General features: G+C 64.9%; 16 protein-coding genes and 1 other annotated feature. Of the genes, 6 read left to right on the plus strand and 10 right to left on the minus strand.

Annotation, left to right across the window (positions count from 1 at the left end):
• Positions 1 to 39: 39 nt before the first annotated feature.
• Positions 40 to 3,195, minus strand: a complete 3,156-nt coding sequence (gene ileS / locus ACZ5BT_RS10995; protein WP_464884631.1) for an isoleucine--tRNA ligase — start codon at positions 3,193 to 3,195, stop codon at positions 40 to 42.
• A 35-nt stretch (positions 3,196 to 3,230) separates the two neighbouring features.
• Positions 3,231 to 3,455 (minus strand) — a binding site (T-box leader).
• A gap of 123 nt (positions 3,456 to 3,578) precedes the next feature.
• Between ileS and fsa the strand changes: the two genes are divergently transcribed.
• The 5 genes from fsa to pdxT all read left to right on the plus strand — a co-directional run bounded on the left by fsa (position 3,579) and on the right by pdxT (position 8,361).
• A complete protein-coding gene (fsa, locus tag ACZ5BT_RS11000; RefSeq protein WP_464884632.1) occupies positions 3,579 to 4,235 on the plus strand; it encodes a fructose-6-phosphate aldolase in 657 nt (218 codons plus the stop codon).
• 16 nt (positions 4,236 to 4,251) lie between these two features.
• Entirely contained in the window at positions 4,252 to 5,529 is a 1,278-nt protein-coding gene (rho, locus tag ACZ5BT_RS11005) for a transcription termination factor Rho (protein ID WP_464884633.1), read from the plus strand.
• 27 nt (positions 5,530 to 5,556) lie between these two features.
• Positions 5,557 to 6,741: a peptidoglycan DD-metalloendopeptidase family protein gene (locus tag ACZ5BT_RS11010; RefSeq protein WP_464884634.1), complete on the plus strand. Its 1,185-nt coding sequence runs from the start codon at positions 5,557 to 5,559 to the stop codon at positions 6,739 to 6,741.
• 16 nt (positions 6,742 to 6,757) lie between these two features.
• A complete protein-coding gene (gene pdxS / locus ACZ5BT_RS11015; protein ID WP_464884635.1) occupies positions 6,758 to 7,642 on the plus strand; it encodes a pyridoxal 5'-phosphate synthase lyase subunit PdxS in 885 nt (294 codons plus the stop codon).
• Positions 7,643 to 7,770: 128 nt separating this feature from the next.
• The gene (gene pdxT / locus ACZ5BT_RS11020) at positions 7,771 to 8,361 is read left to right on the plus strand and encodes a pyridoxal 5'-phosphate synthase glutaminase subunit PdxT (RefSeq protein WP_464884636.1); all 591 of its coding nucleotides are present in this window, start codon (positions 7,771 to 7,773) and stop codon (positions 8,359 to 8,361) included.
• 106 nt (positions 8,362 to 8,467) lie between these two features.
• On the opposite strand, the gene asnS is transcribed toward pdxT, so the two are convergent.
• The 9 genes from asnS to ACZ5BT_RS11065 all read right to left on the minus strand — a co-directional run bounded on the left by asnS (position 8,468) and on the right by ACZ5BT_RS11065 (position 17,170).
• Positions 8,468 to 9,784, minus strand: coding sequence for an asparagine--tRNA ligase (gene asnS / locus ACZ5BT_RS11025; RefSeq protein ID WP_464884637.1), 1,317 nt, complete (start codon positions 9,782 to 9,784; stop codon positions 8,468 to 8,470).
• A gap of 9 nt (positions 9,785 to 9,793) precedes the next feature.
• A complete protein-coding gene (locus tag ACZ5BT_RS11030; RefSeq protein WP_464884638.1) occupies positions 9,794 to 10,351 on the minus strand; it encodes a hypothetical protein in 558 nt (185 codons plus the stop codon).
• Positions 10,335 to 10,670 (minus strand): helix-turn-helix transcriptional regulator, encoded by a 336-nt coding sequence (locus ACZ5BT_RS11035; protein ID WP_464884639.1) that lies wholly within the window; start codon positions 10,668 to 10,670, stop codon positions 10,335 to 10,337. Before ACZ5BT_RS11035 ends, ACZ5BT_RS11030 begins: the two co-directional genes overlap by 17 nt.
• 57 nt (positions 10,671 to 10,727) lie before the next feature.
• Entirely contained in the window at positions 10,728 to 11,537 is an 810-nt protein-coding gene (locus ACZ5BT_RS11040; RefSeq protein WP_464884640.1) for an HAD family hydrolase, read from the minus strand.
• A gap of 3 nt (positions 11,538 to 11,540) precedes the next feature.
• Complete coding sequence (locus ACZ5BT_RS11045; RefSeq protein ID WP_464884641.1) at positions 11,541 to 12,362, minus strand: HAD family hydrolase; 822 nt, start codon at positions 12,360 to 12,362, stop codon at positions 11,541 to 11,543.
• Positions 12,359 to 13,255, minus strand: a complete 897-nt coding sequence (locus tag ACZ5BT_RS11050; RefSeq protein ID WP_464884642.1) for a PhzF family phenazine biosynthesis protein — start codon at positions 13,253 to 13,255, stop codon at positions 12,359 to 12,361. The genes ACZ5BT_RS11045 and ACZ5BT_RS11050 overlap by 4 nt, the downstream gene beginning before the upstream one ends.
• Positions 13,252 to 15,000, minus strand: a complete 1,749-nt coding sequence (aspS, locus tag ACZ5BT_RS11055) for an aspartate--tRNA ligase (RefSeq protein ID WP_464884643.1) — start codon at positions 14,998 to 15,000, stop codon at positions 13,252 to 13,254. Before aspS ends, ACZ5BT_RS11050 begins: the two co-directional genes overlap by 4 nt.
• Positions 14,997 to 16,256: a histidine--tRNA ligase gene (gene hisS / locus ACZ5BT_RS11060; protein ID WP_464885825.1), complete on the minus strand. Its 1,260-nt coding sequence runs from the start codon at positions 16,254 to 16,256 to the stop codon at positions 14,997 to 14,999. The genes aspS and hisS overlap by 4 nt, the downstream gene beginning before the upstream one ends.
• 98 nt (positions 16,257 to 16,354) lie before the next feature.
• Positions 16,355 to 17,170 (minus strand): EamA family transporter, encoded by an 816-nt coding sequence (locus ACZ5BT_RS11065; RefSeq protein WP_464884644.1) that lies wholly within the window; start codon positions 17,168 to 17,170, stop codon positions 16,355 to 16,357.
• 70 nt (positions 17,171 to 17,240) lie between these two features.
• Here ACZ5BT_RS11065 and ACZ5BT_RS11070 point away from each other — a divergent pair, with 70 nt between their 5' ends.
• Complete coding sequence (locus tag ACZ5BT_RS11070) at positions 17,241 to 18,287, plus strand: tyrosine-type recombinase/integrase (protein ID WP_464884645.1); 1,047 nt, start codon at positions 17,241 to 17,243, stop codon at positions 18,285 to 18,287.
• The last annotated feature ends 3 nt before the right edge of the window (positions 18,288 to 18,290 follow it).

Here is an 18,290-nt window from a genome sequence, read left to right on the forward strand (position 1 = left end):
CTGGAGCCCGTTCTCCAGCCGCCACCGAATTGGCCCCGCTCAGTCCGCGAGCCTGATTTCGAAGGTAAAGCTGCCGTGCTCGTCCTCAACCTTCGTGCTGTCGGCTTCGGTGAGCGCGGCTTTGAGACAGGCGTTGGCCAGGGTTTCCTCGCAGATGTGGTTGCGGTGACGTTCGATGGCCTCGAGGTAGTCCCCGCTCGCCTGGTAGTGCACGACGATGCGGTCGGCCACATGTAGTTGCTTTTCCTTCCGGGCCTGCTGGATCATGCGTACGATATCGCGCGCAAGCCCTTCGATCTGCAGCTTACGGGAGACGTGGGTGTCCAAAATCGCGACGTAGCCATCGCCGGCTTCAGCCAGCTGCCCGGCAGGGACGGTCGGTTCGATTAACACCTCGTCGGGCAGCAGCTGAATGCGGCGTCCCCCGGCTTCGACCTCAACCGTTTGCCCCGCCAGGACCCGGCTCGCGACCGCCTGGGGATCCATGGCGAGGAGGGCCTTTCGGACGGAGGCGAGCGCTTTGCCGTATTTGGGCCCCAGTTTGGGCAGGTTGGGCTTGATCCGGTAGCCGAGGCCGGCTTCTTCGGGGGAGAGGACCTCGACCCGTTTCACGTTGAGCTCGTCGGCGATTTCACCGGCGAAGTGGCGCAGGGCCTCGCGCTGCTCGGGCTCGGGCGCGACCAGGCGCAGGGTGGCGAGCGGCGTTCGGGTTTTGACGCCAGACTTCGCCCGTGCGCTGCGGGCCAGATCGACGACCTTGAGCACCACCTCCATCGAGCGGATGAGTGCCCGGTCGGTCCAGGCCTCGTTGGGGCGGGGCCAGTCGCTGAGGTGAACGCTTTCGGGGGCGCTTTGGTCCACGCTGCGCACCAGGTTCTGCCACAACGCTTCGGCCAGGAAGGGGGTGAAGGGGGCGGTCAGCTGGGTGATGGTCACCAGCGTTTCCCAGAGCGTGGCGTAAGCGGCTTCCCGATCCTCCACCACCTCGTTTTTCCAAAAGCGCCGCCGGTTGCGCCGGACGTACCATTGCGAAAGGTCGCGGACGACGAAATCGCGGAGCTTCCGGGCCGGCGTGGTGGGGTCGAAGGCCTCAAGACCCGTGGTGACCTCTTCAATCAGGTGCTGCGTACGGGCGATCAACCAGCGGTCAATCTCGGGCCGGGCTTCAACTGGCGGGCGGTTTTCGAGGCGGGGTCGGTCGAGGTTGGCGTAGGTGACGAAGAAGCTGTAGACGTTCCAGAGCGTCAGGAAGTAATCGCGCAGTGCGTCCTTGACCAGCTTGGGGCCGAAACGACGCGAGGCTTCGGGGGGCGCGGCGACGTAGATATACCAGCGAAGGGCATCGGCGCCGAAGGTGTCGATGATTTCCCAGGGGTTGACGATGTTCCCCTTGGACTTCGACATCTTCTCGCCTTTTTCGTCGAGGATGTGCCCGTGACAGATCACGTTGCGGTAGGCCACGGAATCAAAGAGCATGACGCCGAGTTGGTGGAGCGAGTTGAACCAGCCGCGGGTTTGGTCGATGGCCTCGGCGATGAAGTCGGCGGGGAAGCTCTTTTGGAAGGTCTCGGCGTTCTCGAACGGGTAGTGGAACTGGGCAAAGGGCATGGCGCCCGAGTCGTACCAAACGTCGATCACGTAAGGTACGCGGCGCATGGTGCCGCCGCAATGCTCGCAGCGGAGGGTGATCCGGTCGACGTAGGGGCGGTGAGGGTCAAAATCGGGCGATTCGGGGTCGATGGGCTGCTGGGACCGCTGCTTTAACTCTTCGAACGAGCTCACCAGGTGCTGGTGGCCACAGGCCTCACACACCCAGACCGGAAGCGGGGTGCCCCAGTAGCGGTTGCGCGAAAGTGCCCAGTCGACGAGGTTTTTGAGCCATTCACCGTAGCGTCCGTGTTTGATGTGCGGCGGGATCCAGTTGATGCGTTCGTTCTTTTCAAGCAGCGCCTCTTTAAAGCGGGTGTTTTGAATGAACCAGGTTTCGGTAGCGTAGTACATGAGCGGCGTTTTGCACCGCCAGCAGTGGGGGTAGCTGTGCAGGAAGTCCTGGCGCATGAGCAAGAGCCCCCGGTCTTTGAGGTCGCGGATGATCTCTTTGTTGGCATCCCGGAAGAAGCGCCCCTGGAAGGGGCCGACCTTGATCTTCCCTTCCTCATCGACCGTGATCAGGACCGGTAAGTCGTAACGCCGGGCGACCTCCATGTCTTCAGCACCGAAGGCTGGGGCCTGGTGGACGATGCCGGTGCCGTCTTCCTTGGTGACGTAGTCGGCCAAGACGACATAATGCGCCGGTTTGTCGGCCTCGACGAAGCGGTAGGGCGGGTCGTAGGCCAAGCGCTCGAGCGCCCTGCCGCGAAAGCGCTTTTTCACCCTGGCTTTGTCCCCGAAGAGCTTTTGCCCGAGGCCGATCTCAAGGATGAGGGTCTCGCCCTCGTATTCGAAGGCGGCATAGGTGAACTCGGGGTTCACGGCGGCGGCCGCGTTTCCGGTGAGCGTCCAGGGCGTGGTGGTCCAGACCAGCAGGCTTGCCTGGTCGAGCCCCAGCTTTCCAGGTTCCCGCAGGGGAAAGCGGACGTAGATCGAGGGATCGCTGATTTCCTTGTACCCCTCCGCGACCTCGTGCGAAGACAGGGGTGTGCCGCAGCGCGGGCAATAGGGGACGACTTTGTAGTCTTTGTAGATGAGCCCCTTTTTCCAAAGCTCGCCGAGGCTCCACCAGACCGACTCGATGTAACGCTTGTCAAAGGTGTAGTAGGCGTCGCTCAGGTCGACCCAAAACGCGATGCGCTCGGTAAAGCGCTCCCATTCCTTTTCGTATTCGAGCACCGAGGCTTTGCAGGCCCGGTTGAAGGCCTCGATGCCGTAGCGTTCGATGTCGCGTTTGCTCTTGAGTCCGAGCTTCTTTTCTACCTCGAGCTCGACGGGAAGGCCGTGCGTGTCCCAGCCGGCTTTGCGGGGGACGAAGTAGCCCTGCATGGTTTTGAATCGGGGAAAGAGATCCTTGTAGCTCCTGGCCTGGGCGTGGTGGACCCCGGGTCTTCCGTTGGCGGTCGGGGGACCTTCGTAAAAGGTAAACTGCGGCTTTCCACGGCGCTGGTCGAGACTCTTTTCAAAGATTCGCGCCTTTTTCCAGAATTCGAGGATCGCCTCCTCGAGCTGGGGAAAGTTCGGCGAACCGACTTCCTTGAACATCTCCACCTCCAAGAACGGGAAACGCCCGCGCTCGGCGCGCGGACGAGGCGATGCCCCGCGGTACCACCGCGCTTCGCGGTCTTGCGACCGCGCCCTCTTTTAGCGCTGTAACGGGCGCACCCGGCGGGCATTACTCGGCTCTCGCCTTTCCTCCCGCGGCTCGGGGGTGATTTTCCGCGCTCCGGTTCCCACCCGGCTCTCACCATCCCGGGCTCGCTGTGGGGCCTCGAACGCGTACTCGTCCCCGTCGTCGCCTTTACAAAAGCCCTTTCTGGGGCTATAATTGGCCTCCGGAAGTCCGGCGACCGTGGGTACATCCTAGCAAAACCCTAAAATGCCCGTCAATTTGGCCGGATTCCGTTCCCGAGAATAGTGAGGTTGCCATGGAGCTGTACTTGGATACTGCCAATATCGAAGAGATCCGCGAGATCGTACGCTGGGGCGTGCTTGCGGGTGTGACCACGAACCCGACCCTGGTCGCCAAGTCGGGACGTGATTTGAAGGCCGTGATCGTCGAGATCGCCGAAACGGTGAAGGGCCCGGTTTCGGCGGAAGTGATTTCCACCGACGCCGAGGGGATGATCCGGGAGGCGCACGAACTCGCGCGCCTTTCCGGCTACGTGGTGATCAAGGTCCCGATGACCCCGGAGGGTCTTGCCGCGACCCGGGTGCTCGCCGATGAAGGGATTCCCGTGAACGTTACCCTCGTGTTCTCACCCACGCAGGCCCTGCTCGCGGCGCGAGCCGGGGCGCGGTATGTGAGCCCCTTCGTCGGCCGTGTCGACGACATTTCGTGGGATGGGATCGCCCTCATCGAAAAGATCTCCGAAATCTTTCAAATCCACGACCTGCCAACCAAGATCATCGCCGCGAGCATTCGCCACCCCAGGCACGTGGTGGATGCCGCGCTCGCCGGCGCCGACATCGCTACCGTTCCCTACAAGGTGATGAAGCAAATGGTCGAGCATCCCCTCACCGACAAAGGCATCGAGCGTTTCCTCGCCGATTGGCGTCAGGCCCAATCCGACCTACGTGGATGAACGAGTGGTGGCAAAGATGAGCCGGAAAAAAAACAGCCCAGAGCAGCTGACCTTCCAGGAACTTTCGTCGAAGATCCTCCCCGAGCTCCACCTCATCGCCGCTCAGGTCGGCCTTCCCAATTACAAGCGCATGAAGAAGGACGAGCTGGTGATGGCGCTGTTGGAGAAGGAGGCCGAGGGCGAGGGGTTGCAGCTCGCGCGCGGTTATTTGGAGATCAGCCCCGATGGCTACGGGTTCTTGCAGGAGAATGTCTACAACCTCGATTCGCGGAGCGTGATCGTCTCCGCTGGGCTGATCAAGCAGTTCGCGCTGCGGAGTGGTGACTATGTGGTTGGCAAAGCCCGAGCACCGCGTGAGAACGAGCGCTACGGCACCCTCATCCGGGTCGAGGCGATCAACGGCGTTGATCCGGAAACGGCGAGGCAGCGACCGAAGTTCGACGAGCTGATCCCACAATTCCCCGACCGCAGAATCCGCCTCGAGACCACCGCCGATGAGCTGGCCACCCGGGTCATCGATCTCCTCGCGCCCATCGGTCGGGGGCAGCGTGGTCTCATCGTCGCCCCGCCCAAAGCGGGTAAGACCACCCTGCTCAAGAAGATCGCCCGGGCAGTGGTGCAAAACGAGCCCGACATCAAGGTCATCGTGCTCCTCATCGACGAGCGGCCGGAGGAAGTCACCGACTTCCGGGAGGAGGTGGAAGGGGTCGAGGTCATCGCCAGCACCTTCGACGAGCCCCCGCAAAGCCACATCCGGGTCGCCGAGTTCGTCCACGAACGCGCCAAGCGGATCGTCGAAGAGGGGGGTCACGTGATGATCCTCCTCGACTCGATCACCCGCCTTGCCCGGGCCAACAACCTGGTGACGCCGCCCACGGGGAGGACGCTCTCCGGCGGTCTGGACTCCGCTGCCCTCCACTTCCCCAAGAAGTTCCTGGGCGCGGCGCGGAACATTCGGGGAGGCGGTTCCCTGACCATCCTGGCCACGGCTTTGGTTGAGACCGGGAGCCGGATGGACGACGTCATCTTCGAAGAGTTCAAGGGGACGGGCAACATGGAGCTTCATCTCTCCCGGCGACTCGAGGAGCGCCGCATCTTCCCTGCCATCGACATCCTCAAGTCCGGGACCCGTCGCGAGGAGCTCCTCCTGGGAGAAGAGGTCATTCACAAAATGTGGCTGCTCAGGAAGGTTCTCGCCGATATGGACCCCGCCGAGGCCATGGAGATGCTCCTGTCGCGCTTGTCAAAGACCAAATCCAACGCAGAATTCCTTGCCACGCTGGCCGCGCGATAGGTATACTCCTCGTTGTGGAGGCACCCCGTGGCGCGAACTAGTTGGATGACCTTCATGCTCGCCGGCGCGTTCATCACTTTGCCGTTTTCGCCCGAGAAGATTCTCGCCGACTACGCTTCCCAGCTTGAGCGCCCGCAGGTGGTGCTGACGCCGGCCCAGACGGCCAAACCCCGCGACGAACGGCGCGGGGTGGCGCTCCACATCGTCCGCCCGGGTGAAAGCCTCGCGCTGCTCGCAAGCCAGTACGGTACGTCCGTCGAGGCCATTCAAAAGGCCAGCGGCATCAAGGGCGAGCGCATTCAACCCGGTCAGGAACTGCGAATTCCTTTCGAGCTCCCCGAGCGCGAGGGGCCGCGCCTCCCACCGGGTGTCCGCCTTTACCGGGTTCAGCAGGGCGATACCCTCGAGGGCATCGCCAAGCGCTTCCGACTCTCGATCCTCGAGCTCGTTTCGGCCAACCCCGCCCTTGAGAGCCTCGATCACCTTCCGCTTGGCAGCCAGCTTCTCATTCCCGAAGGGCTAAAAGGCCGTATCGTCGCCCTTTCGCCAGGGGAGACGCTGCTGGATCTCGCGCTCCGCTACGGGATCGACCCCGGCCTGCTGGCCGAGGTCAACGGGATCGACGACCCCAGAGCGTTAAAGCCCGGGGATTACGTCCTCTTGCCCCATCTGCAGGCCAAAGACGTTTTAGCCCGGCTGGAAAAGAAACGCGAGGAAGAGCGCAGGCAGCTCGCCGAGCGCCGCCGCCGGTTGCAGCTTGCCCGGGCGAGACGGCAGGCCGAGCTCAGGCGGGTCAGCTACCGACCCGGCCCTTCGCTCAAAGGCTTCCAGTGGCCGCTCCGGTCGTTCCGGCTGACCAGTTATTTCGGATACCGGAACCTTTGGGTCGCCGGCTCGAACTTCCATACCGGCATCGATATGGCAGCCCCCCGCGGCACGCCGATCTACGCCGCCAAGTCGGGACGGGTGGTGTTCGCTGGTTGGGGGTACTATTTCGGTAGGTATGTCCGGATCGACCACGGCGATGGCGTGGAGACGCTCTATGCCCATATGAACAAACTGGCGGTGCGCAGCGGCCAGTACGTCAAGCGGGGCCAGGTGATCGGATATGTCGGCGCCTCGGGGAAAGGTGCGCTGGGTGTGCATCTGCACTTCGAGGTGCGGGTGAACCGCCGCCCGGTCAACCCCATGAACTATCTACCGCGCAGGTAATTAGGAGGAGGAATCCATGGAAGCCAAGGGCACGCTGAAGGTGAAGACTGGCTTTGCAGAGATGTTTAAGGGTGGCGTCATCATGGACGTCACCACGCCGGAACAGGCCGAAATCGCCGAAGAAGCCGGGGCGGTGGCGGTCATGGCGCTGGAGCGGGTCCCGGCCGATATTCGTGCCCAGGGCGGCGTGGCGCGAATGGCGGACCCCAAGAAGATCAAGGAGATCATGGCAGCGGTCTCCATCCCGGTGATGGCCAAGGTGCGGATCGGGCACTTCGCTGAGGCGATGATCCTCGAGGCCCTGGGCGTTGACTTCATCGACGAGTCGGAGGTGCTGACCCCGGCCGACGAGGAGCATCACATCGATAAGTGGTCGTTCAAGGTGCCGTTCGTCAACGGCGCCCGCGATCTGGGAGAGGCTCTCAGGCGGATCGCCGAGGGCGCGGCCATGATCCGAACCAAGGGCGAAGCGGGGACCGGAAACGTCGTCGAGGCCGTGCGCCATGCCCGCCGAATGTGGAAGCAGATCCGCTGGCTGCAATCGCTGCGCCCCGAGGAGCTCATGGCCGCGGCCAAGGAACTGCAAGCCCCCTTCGAGCTGGTGCGCTGGGTCCACGAGCACGGCAAGCTGCCGGTCGTCAACTTCGCCGCCGGCGGCGTGGCCACGCCTGCGGACGCGGCGCTGATGATGCACCTGGGGATGGAGGGGGTCTTCGTCGGCTCCGGCATCTTCAAGTCTGGGGATCCCAGGAAACGCGCCCGGGCCATCGTTCGCGCGGTGACGCACTACGACGACCCCGAGGTGCTGGCCGAGGTGAGCGAGGATCTGGGCGAGCCGATGGTGGGCATCAACATCGATGTGCTCTCGGAAGAGGAACGGCTGGCGAACCGGGGCTGGTAGATTGGCGCGGGGTTGCCCGCGTCCTTTTTTTTGGCTGAACACGGGAAAATATTCACAAACTAGTACAGCCAACTCTCTTCACAAAAACCGGTTGACGCCGAAGAAAAACCGCCGCAGGATAGAGCAAGATGATCGGAATCCTCGCGGTGCAAGGCGATTTCAGGGAACACGAACTGGCCTACCAAAAGCTCGGCCTCCCCACCAAGCGCATCCGGAGTGCTGCCGATATGGAGGGAATTACCGGGCTGGTGATCCCGGGCGGCGAGTCAACCACCATCGGCAAGCTCGCCCGCGAATACGGGGTTGAAGCACTCGCCCGAAAGCGTTACCTCGAGGGCCGGCTCGCCCTTTGGGGCACGTGTGCCGGAGCCATATGGCTGGCCCGTGAGATCGAAGGCTACCCTCACCAGCCCCGCCTCGGGGTCCTCGATCTCACGGTGGCACGAAACGCCTACGGCCGACAGGTCGAATCCTTCGAAACCGAGCTCACGATCGAAGGCTTTGATCGGCCCTTCCACGCGGTGTTTATCCGGGCGCCGGTGATCCTCCGGGTCGGCGAAGCGCTCCGCATGCTCGCCCAATACCACGGGGACCCGGTCTTCCTGGCGGGCGAACGGGCCATGGTGACCACCTTCCATCCCGAGCTCACCGACGACCAGAGGGTCCACCGCATGTTCGCCCAAATGGCCGGAGTCATGGAAACCGCAAAAATCGGGTAGGGCAGCCTCATAGCAAGCCCCCCCGTGGCTTTTACCAAGGGGGTTTCCTCACTCGGCACCCGAAGGCCGGCCGCCGTCCTGGGTGAAGCGGGCCAATCGCGCGCTTTTACGGCCGCATGCGGGTGTAGGTCCGGGGGAAGGGGATGGCCTCGCGAACGTGCTTGAGCCCCGCGATCCAGGCCACGGTGCGCTCAAGGCCGAGGCCAAACCCGGCATGGGGAACGCTGCCGAACTTCCTGAGGTCCAAATACCAGTCATAAACGTCTTGCGGCAAACCGCGCTCGGCGATGCGTCGCTTTAAGAGCTCGAGGTCCCAGATGCGCTCCGACCCGCCGATGATCTCCCCGTAGCCCTCCGGCGCCAGGAGGTCGTCGTTGAGCACGAGATCGGCGTCTGCGGGGTCGGGTTGCATATAAAAGGCCTTGATCTTAGCCGGATAGCGCTCGATGAACACCGGCCGGTCGAACTGCTTGCTGATGGCGGCTTCGTGGGGCGCTCCGAAGTCCTCGCCGTAGGGAATCGGCTCCACGCCCTCCTTCTCGGCGATCTTTTGCAAGAGGTCGACCGCTTCCTTGTAGGTGAGCCTGGGGTAGTTCCCCTGAGCTGCGGGCTCGAGGGCTTTGGGATCGCGCTCGAGGCGTTCGAGCTCCGCCGTCCGCCGCTCGAGGACCCGCCCCACGATGTGGGCGACGAGAGCCTCCTGCAGCTCGAGGTTCTCCTCGTGGGTCATGAAGGCCACCTCGGGCTCGACCATCCAAAACTCCAGCAGGTGCCGGCGGGTCTTAGAGCGCTCAGCGCGGAAGGTCGGCCCAAAGGTGTAGACCTTACCATAGGCCATGGCGCCGACCTCAGCGTAGAGCTGACCCGACTGGGAGAGGTAGGCCTTTTCTCCGTCGAAGAGCTCGACCTCAAAGAGTTCGGTGGTCCCTTCCACGGCGGAGGGGGTGAGGATCGGGGCGTCGAAGCGCAAAAAACCGCGTTCGGCGAAAAACTCGTGGATCGCCAGCTCGATCTCGTTACGGATCCGCATCACCGCCCAGGGACGGCGGTGACGGAGCCAGAGGTGGCGGTGATCCATCAGGAAGTCGATTCCGTGGTCCTTTTTGGTGATCGGGTACTCGTCTCGAGGTTTCGAAACCACGTTGAGGCCACGAACGCTGAGCTCGACGCCCCCGGGCGCGCGGGCATCCGACTTCACCTCACCCCAGACCTCGAGGGCGCTCTCTTGGGGCAGGTGATCGGCTGCCTCGAACGTCGCTTCGTCGACATCTCCTTTGAAGACCGTGGCCTGCAGAAAGCCGGTTCCGTCTCTCAAGATGAGGAAGTGAATCTTCCCCTTGGACCGGCGGTTAAAGAGCCAGCCAAAAAGGCGTACCTCCTGGCCCACATGCGCTGCAATTTCCTCGATGAAGACACGACGCATGAGCCGAGTTTATCGCAGTTCGCGGTAGGCCGCCCACTCAAGAACGAGTGTGTACACCCCCAACATCGCCACCAGCAATTCGATCGCGGAGGGCCGGGATACAGCCGAGATCACCAACCCGAAGGCAAGAGCCAGTGCGCCGGCCAACGACGAAGCCTTCGCGAGTATGTGGCGGACGTACTCGTCGGCGATCAGCTCGGTCGCGTCGGGGATGATAAAGACCACCAGCGAAAGCAAAGGGACCGCCATCAGGGGGTGTCCCTGCCAAGCCAGGGAGCCAAACGCCAGCATCGAAGCAAAAGCCCAGAGCGCAAGCGGTAAGCGCCTTCCTATCGGCGACGCATGCGTTACCGTTGTCTTTTTGATGTGCCACGAAAACGAATCTGAAACTGCGTCCGAGACGGTCAGGAAGCTGACGGCTAAGGCGGCGAAAACGATGATGAAGGCATAGACCCAGACCAATGCCCAGGCCGCGTATTGCCCACCCCACCAAATCGCCAGACCGGCGACCGCGACGAGAACCAGTGGAGTCAGGTTGAGCGAAATTTGTTTAGGCTTCTTTTCCATGGCCCTTCTCCTCGTACTCGAAAACCGCTTCAATTGGCAGGCCAAAGGTACGTGCGATGCGGAAGGCGAGCGGCAGGCTGGGATCGTACTTGCCTTTCTCGATCGCGATGACGGTCTGGCGGCTAACGCCGAGCCGTTGCGCGAGCTCGGCTTGGCTCCAGCCTCGCTCGGTTCTTAAGACCCTGATCCGGTTCTTCATGATCAACCTCCAGCGTTCGATTGTGTAGGCGAGGAAGGCGAGGGCAGGTTCCCGGTGCGCCTCCTCAGCCATGCGGCGCTTTTCCCGCCAGACAGAGATGGGGTCGGCCCAGGGGTTCATGTTAAACCTCCTTTACATAATGTAAAGGACCCTGGTCCTCTTGTCAAGGATATTTGACTATCGAGAAAAAGCTTCGGCGAGTTCCCCGACGACCTGGTAGAGCCCCCCTTCGGCGACCGGCGCGACCACCCGATCGGTGACGGCCTTGGCCTCGGGATGGGCGTTCTCCGGAACGATGGCCAGCCCCGCGGCCTCGAGGGCACACACGTCGTTCTTCCCGTCGCCGACCATGACCGTCCGCTCTAGGGGCACCCCGTAGAATTCGGCCAGGCTCCTGAGCGCAAACCCTTTGTGGCGACCACGGGGCTTGAGGCCCACGTGGAGCTGACCGTCAAAGGGGCCATGCACTTCCGCGTAAACCTCATCGCCGATGAGCGATTTCGCTTCATCCCAGAGTTCGGCCGCGATCCCGCTCAGCCACACCACCACCGGCGGTTCCTGGAAGAGCGCATCCGGGGAAATGGGGAACGAAGGGGTTCCGTTTTGGGCCACCCGGGTTTCGAGGTCGGGTGGGCGGAGACCCCGGAGGTGATACCGCCGTCCGGCCGCGCTCAGGATGTCGGCCGGAATCCGGTAGCGCTCCATAAGGGTCAGGATTCGTTCCGTCGTTTCTGGGCTCAAAGGCTGGCGGGAAAAGATCTGACCGCAGGCGTCGGCGATGAGCGCACCGTCGGCGAACGCGTGCCTGCCGCCCGCGTTGACGCGGCGGGCGGCCTCGAGGGCGAACCCCGCCGGCAACCGGCCGGTGCACACGGCGAGCGTGTAGCCGGCACGCCTGAGCCGTTCGAGCATCTCCCAGGCGCCGGGAGCAAAAATCCCCTCCCAGAGCAAGGTGCCGTCGAGGTCGAGGCAGACCAGTCCTCGCATCGGTCAACTCCCGAGCACCCGCGCGATCGCCTCGGCCAGACCGCAGGCGTCGGCGGGCGGGACAACGAGGCTGGCGGCGTACCTGACCTCATCCGGTGCGTCGGCCATCGCGATGCCGAGGGCCACACCCTGGATGAGGGCCAGGTCATTCAGTCCATCCCCGATCGCCGCCGCTTCCGTCTCGAGGTCAACCCCAAGCCTTCGTGCGACCCAGGCCGCGGCCTGGCGTTTGTTCACGCCAGGCGCAGTGAGCGAAGCGTAGATTACGCCGGGCGTCGCCGGAGCGGTCGCTTCGTGCAGAACCGCCTGCTCAAGGGATAAGCCGCGCTTCTCACGACGCCAGCGCGCGGCCTCGGCGATGAACTGGAGACGAACCACCCGGCCCTCGAGGGGGACCGTGTGCAGGTCAGCGGGCCTCGAGGCCAGGCCCAGAAGGCGGGCGTGATCGTCGTGGAGCCGGCTTTGTCGCTCGGTATAGAAGTCGCCGACGGATGTGTAGGCTTCGAGCAGCAGGCCGCGGGCCCGGGCGAAGTCCACCGCCCGGTGGTACACGGTGGGGGAAAGCGGCCAGTCTTGCACCACCGCGCCCTCACCCGTGACCACGGCGGCCCCGGAGTGGAAGATATGCAGGCCCGACGGGTCGAGGCGCCGGGCGTAGGCGAGCGTTTCCCCCCTGGCCAGTCGCCCCGTCGAGAGCGAAAAACGGATGCCCCTCGCCCGGGCGTGCTCGATCGCCTCCCACGCACACTCGGGAACGCCCCGCCTCCCGACCAGGGTTCCGTCGGCATCGATAAAGACCAGGCGAATCCGCGTCTCGGGCTTCACAGCTCGACCTGACCGCGGGCGGCCTCCACCGCGGCGCCGCCGACGAAGACGGCGTAGGGCTCGCCCTGGGCGGTGTACTCCACCCGGGCCTTCACCTCGCCGGGCACGCCCATGCGGTGCCCTTGCATCACGGTGATCGTCACCTCACCCTCCCGGCGGGGCACCACCCCGGCCCGGGCGAGAAGGGCAGCCAGGGCCCCGTTGGCGCTGCCGGTCACCGGGTCTTCGGGAATACCGAGGCCCGGCGCGAAGTCCCGCGCGTAGTAGGTTCGCGGGCCGAGGGGGGTGTAGGGGTGCACGGTGCTGACCCCGACCTTGGCCGCGAGCGTACGCAGGGCTTCCATCTCGGGCTCGAGGGCATCGATCATTCCCGGTGCCACCACCGGAATGAAGAGCGACCAGAGCCCGGTGAACGCCACACCGACGGGAAGACCCCGGTGCAAATAGCGCTCGTCACCGCCGAGGACGGCCATGGCCTCGCGGAGAAGGGTGTAGGTGGGGGGATCGCGGAAGCGGGGGGCCGGTTCCCGAATCACCGCCTCAAAGGGCCCCTCGTCGCGGTAGTGGATCTCGACCGGGACGGTGTCGACGGGGGTGCGCAAAAAGAGCTTCTCGGTGCCGCTTTTGGCCTGCCCCTGGCGCACCAGCATGAGCCCCAGGGCGATCGCCGCCGCCCCGGTGAACTCGATCTCCTTTTCCGGGGTAAAGAAGCGGACGTCGAAGGCGTCGCCCTGCCACCCGGTCACGAAGGCCACCTCGCGCACCCGAAGTTTGCGGGCCACGCGTAAAAGGGTGGCCTCATCGAATCCCCGGGCGTCGAGCACGAGCGCGACCCGGTTCCCCGTCCCCGGTGTTTCGGTGAATGCGTCGACCAGAAGGTATGGCACCTTCATAGGACCACCCGAATCCCAAGCTCGTCGAGCTGCGCTTTTTCCACCGGACCTGGCGCGCCGGTGAGCGGATCCTTCCCGGTTTTGTTCTTGGGAAAGGGGATGACTTCCCGGATCGAAGGGGCTCCGGACATCAATGCCAACAGCCGGTCAAGCCCCCAGGCGATCCCCCCGTGGGGCGGCGCGCCGTAGGCGAGGGCCTCGAGGAAGAATCCGAACTTGGCCCGGGCCTCTGCCTCGGAGATGCCAAGGAGGGTGAAGACCCGCTGCTGGATGTCGGGGCGGTGGATGCGGATCGAGCCACCCCCGATCTCCACCCCGTTGAGCACCAGGTCGTAGGCCAGGGCGCGGGCTGAAGCCGGGTCGGCTTCCAGGCGCTCGAGGTCGTCGGGATGGGGCATGGTGAAGGGGTGGTGCATGTAGGTCCAGTGCCCCGCTTCCTCATCCCACTCCAGCAAGGGGAAGTCGACGACCCACAAAAAGGCCCAGCCCTCTCGGGGAAGCTCGAGCATGTCGGCGAGGAGGCTCCGAACCGCCCCCAGCGCGGTGACCGCCGTGGCCCAGGCATCGGCGACGAAGAGCAGGGTGGAGCCGGGACGGGCCTCGAGGGCCCGAAGGAGCTGCTGGGGCACGAACCTGGCGATGCCCCCGCTCGCCCCGCCGGCCTCGACCCGGGCCCAGGCGAGCCCCTTGGCGCCATGGCGCTTGGCCTCGTCCTCAAGCGCCGTGATCTGTTTGCGCGAAAGGGCTTGGGGGACGACGAGGGCCTTGATGACCCCCCCCGCCTCGAGGACCCCCCGAAAAACCTGGAAGTCGCTCTCGGCAAAAAAGCGGCTGACGTCCTCGAGCTCAAGCCCAAAGCGTACATCGGGTTTATCCGAACCGTAGCGGTCCATGGCCTCGCGGTAGGGGAGACGGGGGAAGGGGCGGGGAATCTCAACCCCGAGCGCCTCCTCGAAAACGTGGGCGAGCAGTCGCTCGTTGAGGTCGTAGATGTCCTCGGGGTCGACGAAGCTCATCTCCAGATCGAGCTGGGTGAACTCGGGCTGGCGGTCCTTGCGCAGATCCTCATCCCGGAAGCAGCGCGCGAGTTGGAAGTAGCGGTCGACCCCCGAGACCATGAGCATCTGTTTGAAGAGCTGGGGCGATTGGGGCAGAGCGTAGAACGAGCCGGGCTCGAGCCTCGAGGGCACCAAAAAGTCCCGGGCCCCTTCCGGGGTGCTCCGGGTGAGCATCGGGGTTTCGACGTAGAGGAAACCCTCCCGGTCGAGGAAGTCCCAGATGGCCTTTTCCACCCGGTGGCGCAGGCGGAGCCGCTCGAACATCGCCTTTCGACGCAGGTCGAGGTAGCGGTATCTGAGCCGGAGTTCCTCGTTGACCGCGGCCTCCGCCTCGCCACGCCAGCCGGCGTCGAGGGCAAAGGGCGGGGTTTTCGCCGGTGCGAGGATCTCAAGCGCCTCGGCGAACACCTCGACCGCACCGCTCCCCAGCCGCGGGTTTACCTGGTCCTCCGGTCGGGCGCGCACCTCGCCGCTCACCCGGACCACGTACTCGGCGCGCACCTTCTCCGACTCGCCATAGGCCGGCGAATCGGGATCGATCACCACCTGCACCAGCCCCTCCCGGTCGCGGAGGTCGAGAAAGATCAAGCCCCCGAGATCCCGCCGCCGGTTCACCCAGCCCTCGAGGACCACCCGGGTTCCGATGTGCTCGCGTCCGATGGCACCGCAGTAGTGGGTTCGTTTCACAGTCCCTCCACCCATTGGCCGAGCGCGTCCCGCGCCAGCTCGTGTTGCTCGCCGGTCACCAGATCCTTGACCGTGACGGTTCCGCGCGCCCGTTCCGCCTCACCCAAGAAGCAAGCCCAGCGCGCCCCTCGCTTTTCGGCCTCCTTGATCCCTTTGGCCGGACGCCGGGGAACGTAGGCGAACTCGGCCCGGATCCGGGGCCGGAGCGACTGGGCAAGAACCAGCGCCTCGCCAACGGCGGCCTCATCGAGCGGTACGAAGTAGATGGCCCGGCGTTCGCGCGTTCTCGGGCGCTGGCCCTCGGCCTTGAGGGCCAGAACCAGACGTTCGATCCCGATCGCCCAGCCGATGCCGGGCACGCTCGGCCCCCCGAGCAGCTCGGTGAGTCCGTCGTAGCGTCCGCCGCCCCCGAGCGCCGACTGGGCGCCGAGGCCCTCGTGGTGAACCTCGAAGGCGGTTCGGCGGTAATAGTCGAGGCCGCGAACCAGGTGGGGCGCGACGACGTAGTCGATGCCCAGTTGATTCAGGTGGGCCTGGACCGCTTCGAAATGCGCCCGGGCTTCCGGCCCCAAGAACTCGAGGATGGGCCGGATCCCGGCTTTTTGCAAAACGGCCTGGTCGGCTTCTGCCTTGGAGTCGAGAATGCGCATGGGGTTCCTTTGCAAACGATTCCGAGAATCGTCGCTGAGTTCGTTGGCATAAGGCGCGAGCGCCTGCCTGAGGTAATCGTTGTAGCGGATCCGGTCCTCGGGATCGCCGAGCGAGCTCAGCTTGAGTTCAAACCGTGAGAGCCCCAGCGCCTTCAGGATGTCGACCAGCAAGGCGATGGCCTCGGCGTCGGCCAGCGGAGCCTCGAGGCCGATCGACTCGAACCCCGCCTGGTGGAACTGGCGTTGGCGCCCCTTTTGCGGCCGCTCGGCGCGGAACATGGGGCCGAGGTAGTAGAGCTTGACCGGGAGTGGCCAGACCTGCATGCCGTGCTCGAGGAAGGCCCGCATGACACCGGCGGTGCCTTCGGGGCGCAAGACCAACCGGCGGCCGCCGCGGTCGGTGAAGGTGTACATCTCGTGCTGGACGATATCGGTGGTGGCGCCGACGCCCTTTTCGAAGACCGCGGCGTCCTCGAAGATTGGCGTCTGAATCTCGATCGCCCCCGCGGCCTCGAGGACGTCGCGAGTAGTCGCCTCGATGGTCCTGTGCCACTGGAGTTCTTCGCCGAAGAGGTCACGTGTGCCACGGATGGCCTGAATCACGATCTCAAGCGTAATACGGAGTGGCCAGGCAATGCAAAGGTAGCAAATTCGCGTTAAGGAGTATTAACACGAATTAGCTTCGGGAGGCCAGCCCCCGCGGGTCAGCGCCGCTCGGTGTTGAGCCAAACGCCGAGCAGGATCAGCCCGCCGCCGAGCGTGGTCCACAGGGTGATCGGTTCATGGGCCAGGGGGACGGCGAAGAGCGCCCCGGCCACCGGCTCGAGCATGGCGAGCAAGGTGGCGACGCGGGGCTTCAGCTGGCGGACCCCGTAGAGAAAGAGGGCAAAAGGCAAGACCGTTCCCAGCGTCACCAGGTAGAGCACGCCGCTCCAGTCGGCAAGGCCGAGCGATCGGAGGGGCCCTTGGTTCAGGATCAGCCAGGGGGCGCTGAAAAGGGCGCCGACGCCGGTGGCCACGGCCAGGGCCACGAGCGGCGGGCTTTTCAAACGCGACGAGAGCTGGGCGTAGGCGGCGAAGGAAAAGGCGGCGAGCAGGCCGTAGCCGATCCCGAGCGGGTTGATCGAAAGCCCGACCTGGCCGGCGACCAAGACGTAGGCGCCGAAGAGGGCCAGGGCGACCCCCGCGAATGCCCTGGGGAGGATGCGCTCGCCCTGGCTCAGGGCGTAGACGGTGAGGAGCGCCGGAGCCAGGTACTGCAGGAAGATTCCCGTGGCCACGGTGGTGGCATCGATCGCCAGGTAATAAAACGCCTGGGCCCCGGCCAGGGCCAGGCCGACCAGCACCAAGCGCCCCGCCTCGCCCCGAGGCCGGTTGCGAATGAGAACGGGAGCGAGGATGGCAAAGCTCAGCACAAAGCGCAAGGGGATCAGCACCCCGGGGGGTACGCTCTGCATGAAGACCTTGGCCAGGGTGCCGCCGAGCCCCCAGAGCAGGGCCGCCGAAAGGACCGCAACCATACCCCGATAGTCAACCCCCAAGTGGCGCCGGGGTCAACGGTGGCTCGATTATTCGCGTTAAAGTAAGGCTGTGCTGGCCCCGCTTCCGAACTGGTATGACCCCCAAAAGCGCCGCCTCGAGGCCGTCCGGGCGGCGGCGGATCGGGACGAAGCGCGGCTTTTGGAACTCTTAGAGGTCTACCTCCGGCTCAAAGGCCGCAAAAAATCGGCCACCAGCCCCCGCACCCTCCGCACCTACCGGGTCGGCGTGCGGGACTTTTTGGCCTGGGCCTGGCCGGCGGGGGCGCGGGGACCACGGGTCAACCTGCTGAAGGCAACGGCCGACGACCTCGACCGCTGGGTGAGCGAGCTCTTGGCCATCGGGGGACATTTGCGCGAGAACGCAGGCCCCCTCTCCCCTACCACCGTGCAGACCTATCTGGCAGGGGTCCGGGCCTTCTACCGCGCGCTGGCCTGGGCGGGGGCCATTGCCGAGGTTCCCGAGGGGGTCCGTGCCCCCAGCGACCCCACCCCGCCCGAGGAGCGGCGGCCGGCCCTGCCCCTTTCGCTCTACCGCCAGCTGCTCAAGGCGCTTTCGGGGGACGACGCCGCGAGCGTGCGCGACCGGGCCATGGTCCGGCTGATGGGCGAGGCTGGCTTGAGGGTGAGCGAGGTGGTGGGGCTCGACCTCGAGGACCTGCTCCTCGGCGAGCGACTGCTGGTGATCCGCCAGGGCAAGGGGGGCAAGCAACGGAGCGTGCCGCTCTCGCGAGGGGTGGTCGCCGACCTCGAACGCTGGCTCGCGCTTCGGGCGGGGTTTGCCGCGCCCGGGGTGCGCGCGGTGTTCGTGAACGTCGGCGGGCGCCGGGCCCGCGGCCAGCGCACGAGCGCCGATATGGTCCGAAAACGGCTGAACCGCTATTACCTCGAGCTCGGGTTTCCTCCCCGATACCACGGGGCGCACATGCTGCGCCACACGGCTGGCACCCGGTTTTACCGGGCCTCCAAAGACCTGCACCTCACCGCCCGGCTTTTGGGGCATAAGAGCGTGAACACCAGCGCCATCTACGCCAAGATGGACCTCGGCGACCTCAGGGCGCTCATCGACGAACTCGAGGACGACCCGGAACCGGTCTGAACC

It is taken from the genome of Vulcanithermus mediatlanticus (assembly GCF_055385885.1).

Excerpts from the sequence above, each read along its gene's own strand:
- ileS (WP_464884631.1), bottom strand. The coding sequence starts at position 3,195 with ATGTTCAAGGAAGTCGGTTCGCCGAACTTTCCCCAGCTCGAGGAGGCG.
- fsa (WP_464884632.1), top strand. The coding sequence starts at position 3,579 with ATGGAGCTGTACTTGGATACTGCCAATATCGAAGAGATCCGCGAGATC.
- rho (WP_464884633.1), top strand. The coding sequence starts at position 4,252 with ATGAGCCGGAAAAAAAACAGCCCAGAGCAGCTGACCTTCCAGGAACTT.
- pdxS (WP_464884635.1), top strand. The coding sequence starts at position 6,758 with ATGGAAGCCAAGGGCACGCTGAAGGTGAAGACTGGCTTTGCAGAGATG.
- pdxT (WP_464884636.1), top strand. The coding sequence starts at position 7,771 with ATGATCGGAATCCTCGCGGTGCAAGGCGATTTCAGGGAACACGAACTG.
- asnS (WP_464884637.1), bottom strand. The coding sequence starts at position 9,784 with ATGCGTCGTGTCTTCATCGAGGAAATTGCAGCGCATGTGGGCCAGGAG.
- ACZ5BT_RS11030 (WP_464884638.1), bottom strand. The coding sequence starts at position 10,351 with ATGGAAAAGAAGCCTAAACAAATTTCGCTCAACCTGACTCCACTGGTT.
- ACZ5BT_RS11035 (WP_464884639.1), bottom strand. The coding sequence starts at position 10,670 with ATGAACCCCTGGGCCGACCCCATCTCTGTCTGGCGGGAAAAGCGCCGC.
- ACZ5BT_RS11040 (WP_464884640.1), bottom strand. The coding sequence starts at position 11,537 with ATGCGAGGACTGGTCTGCCTCGACCTCGACGGCACCTTGCTCTGGGAG.
- ACZ5BT_RS11050 (WP_464884642.1), bottom strand. The coding sequence starts at position 13,255 with ATGAAGGTGCCATACCTTCTGGTCGACGCATTCACCGAAACACCGGGG.
- ACZ5BT_RS11065 (WP_464884644.1), bottom strand. The coding sequence starts at position 17,170 with ATGGTTGCGGTCCTTTCGGCGGCCCTGCTCTGGGGGCTCGGCGGCACC.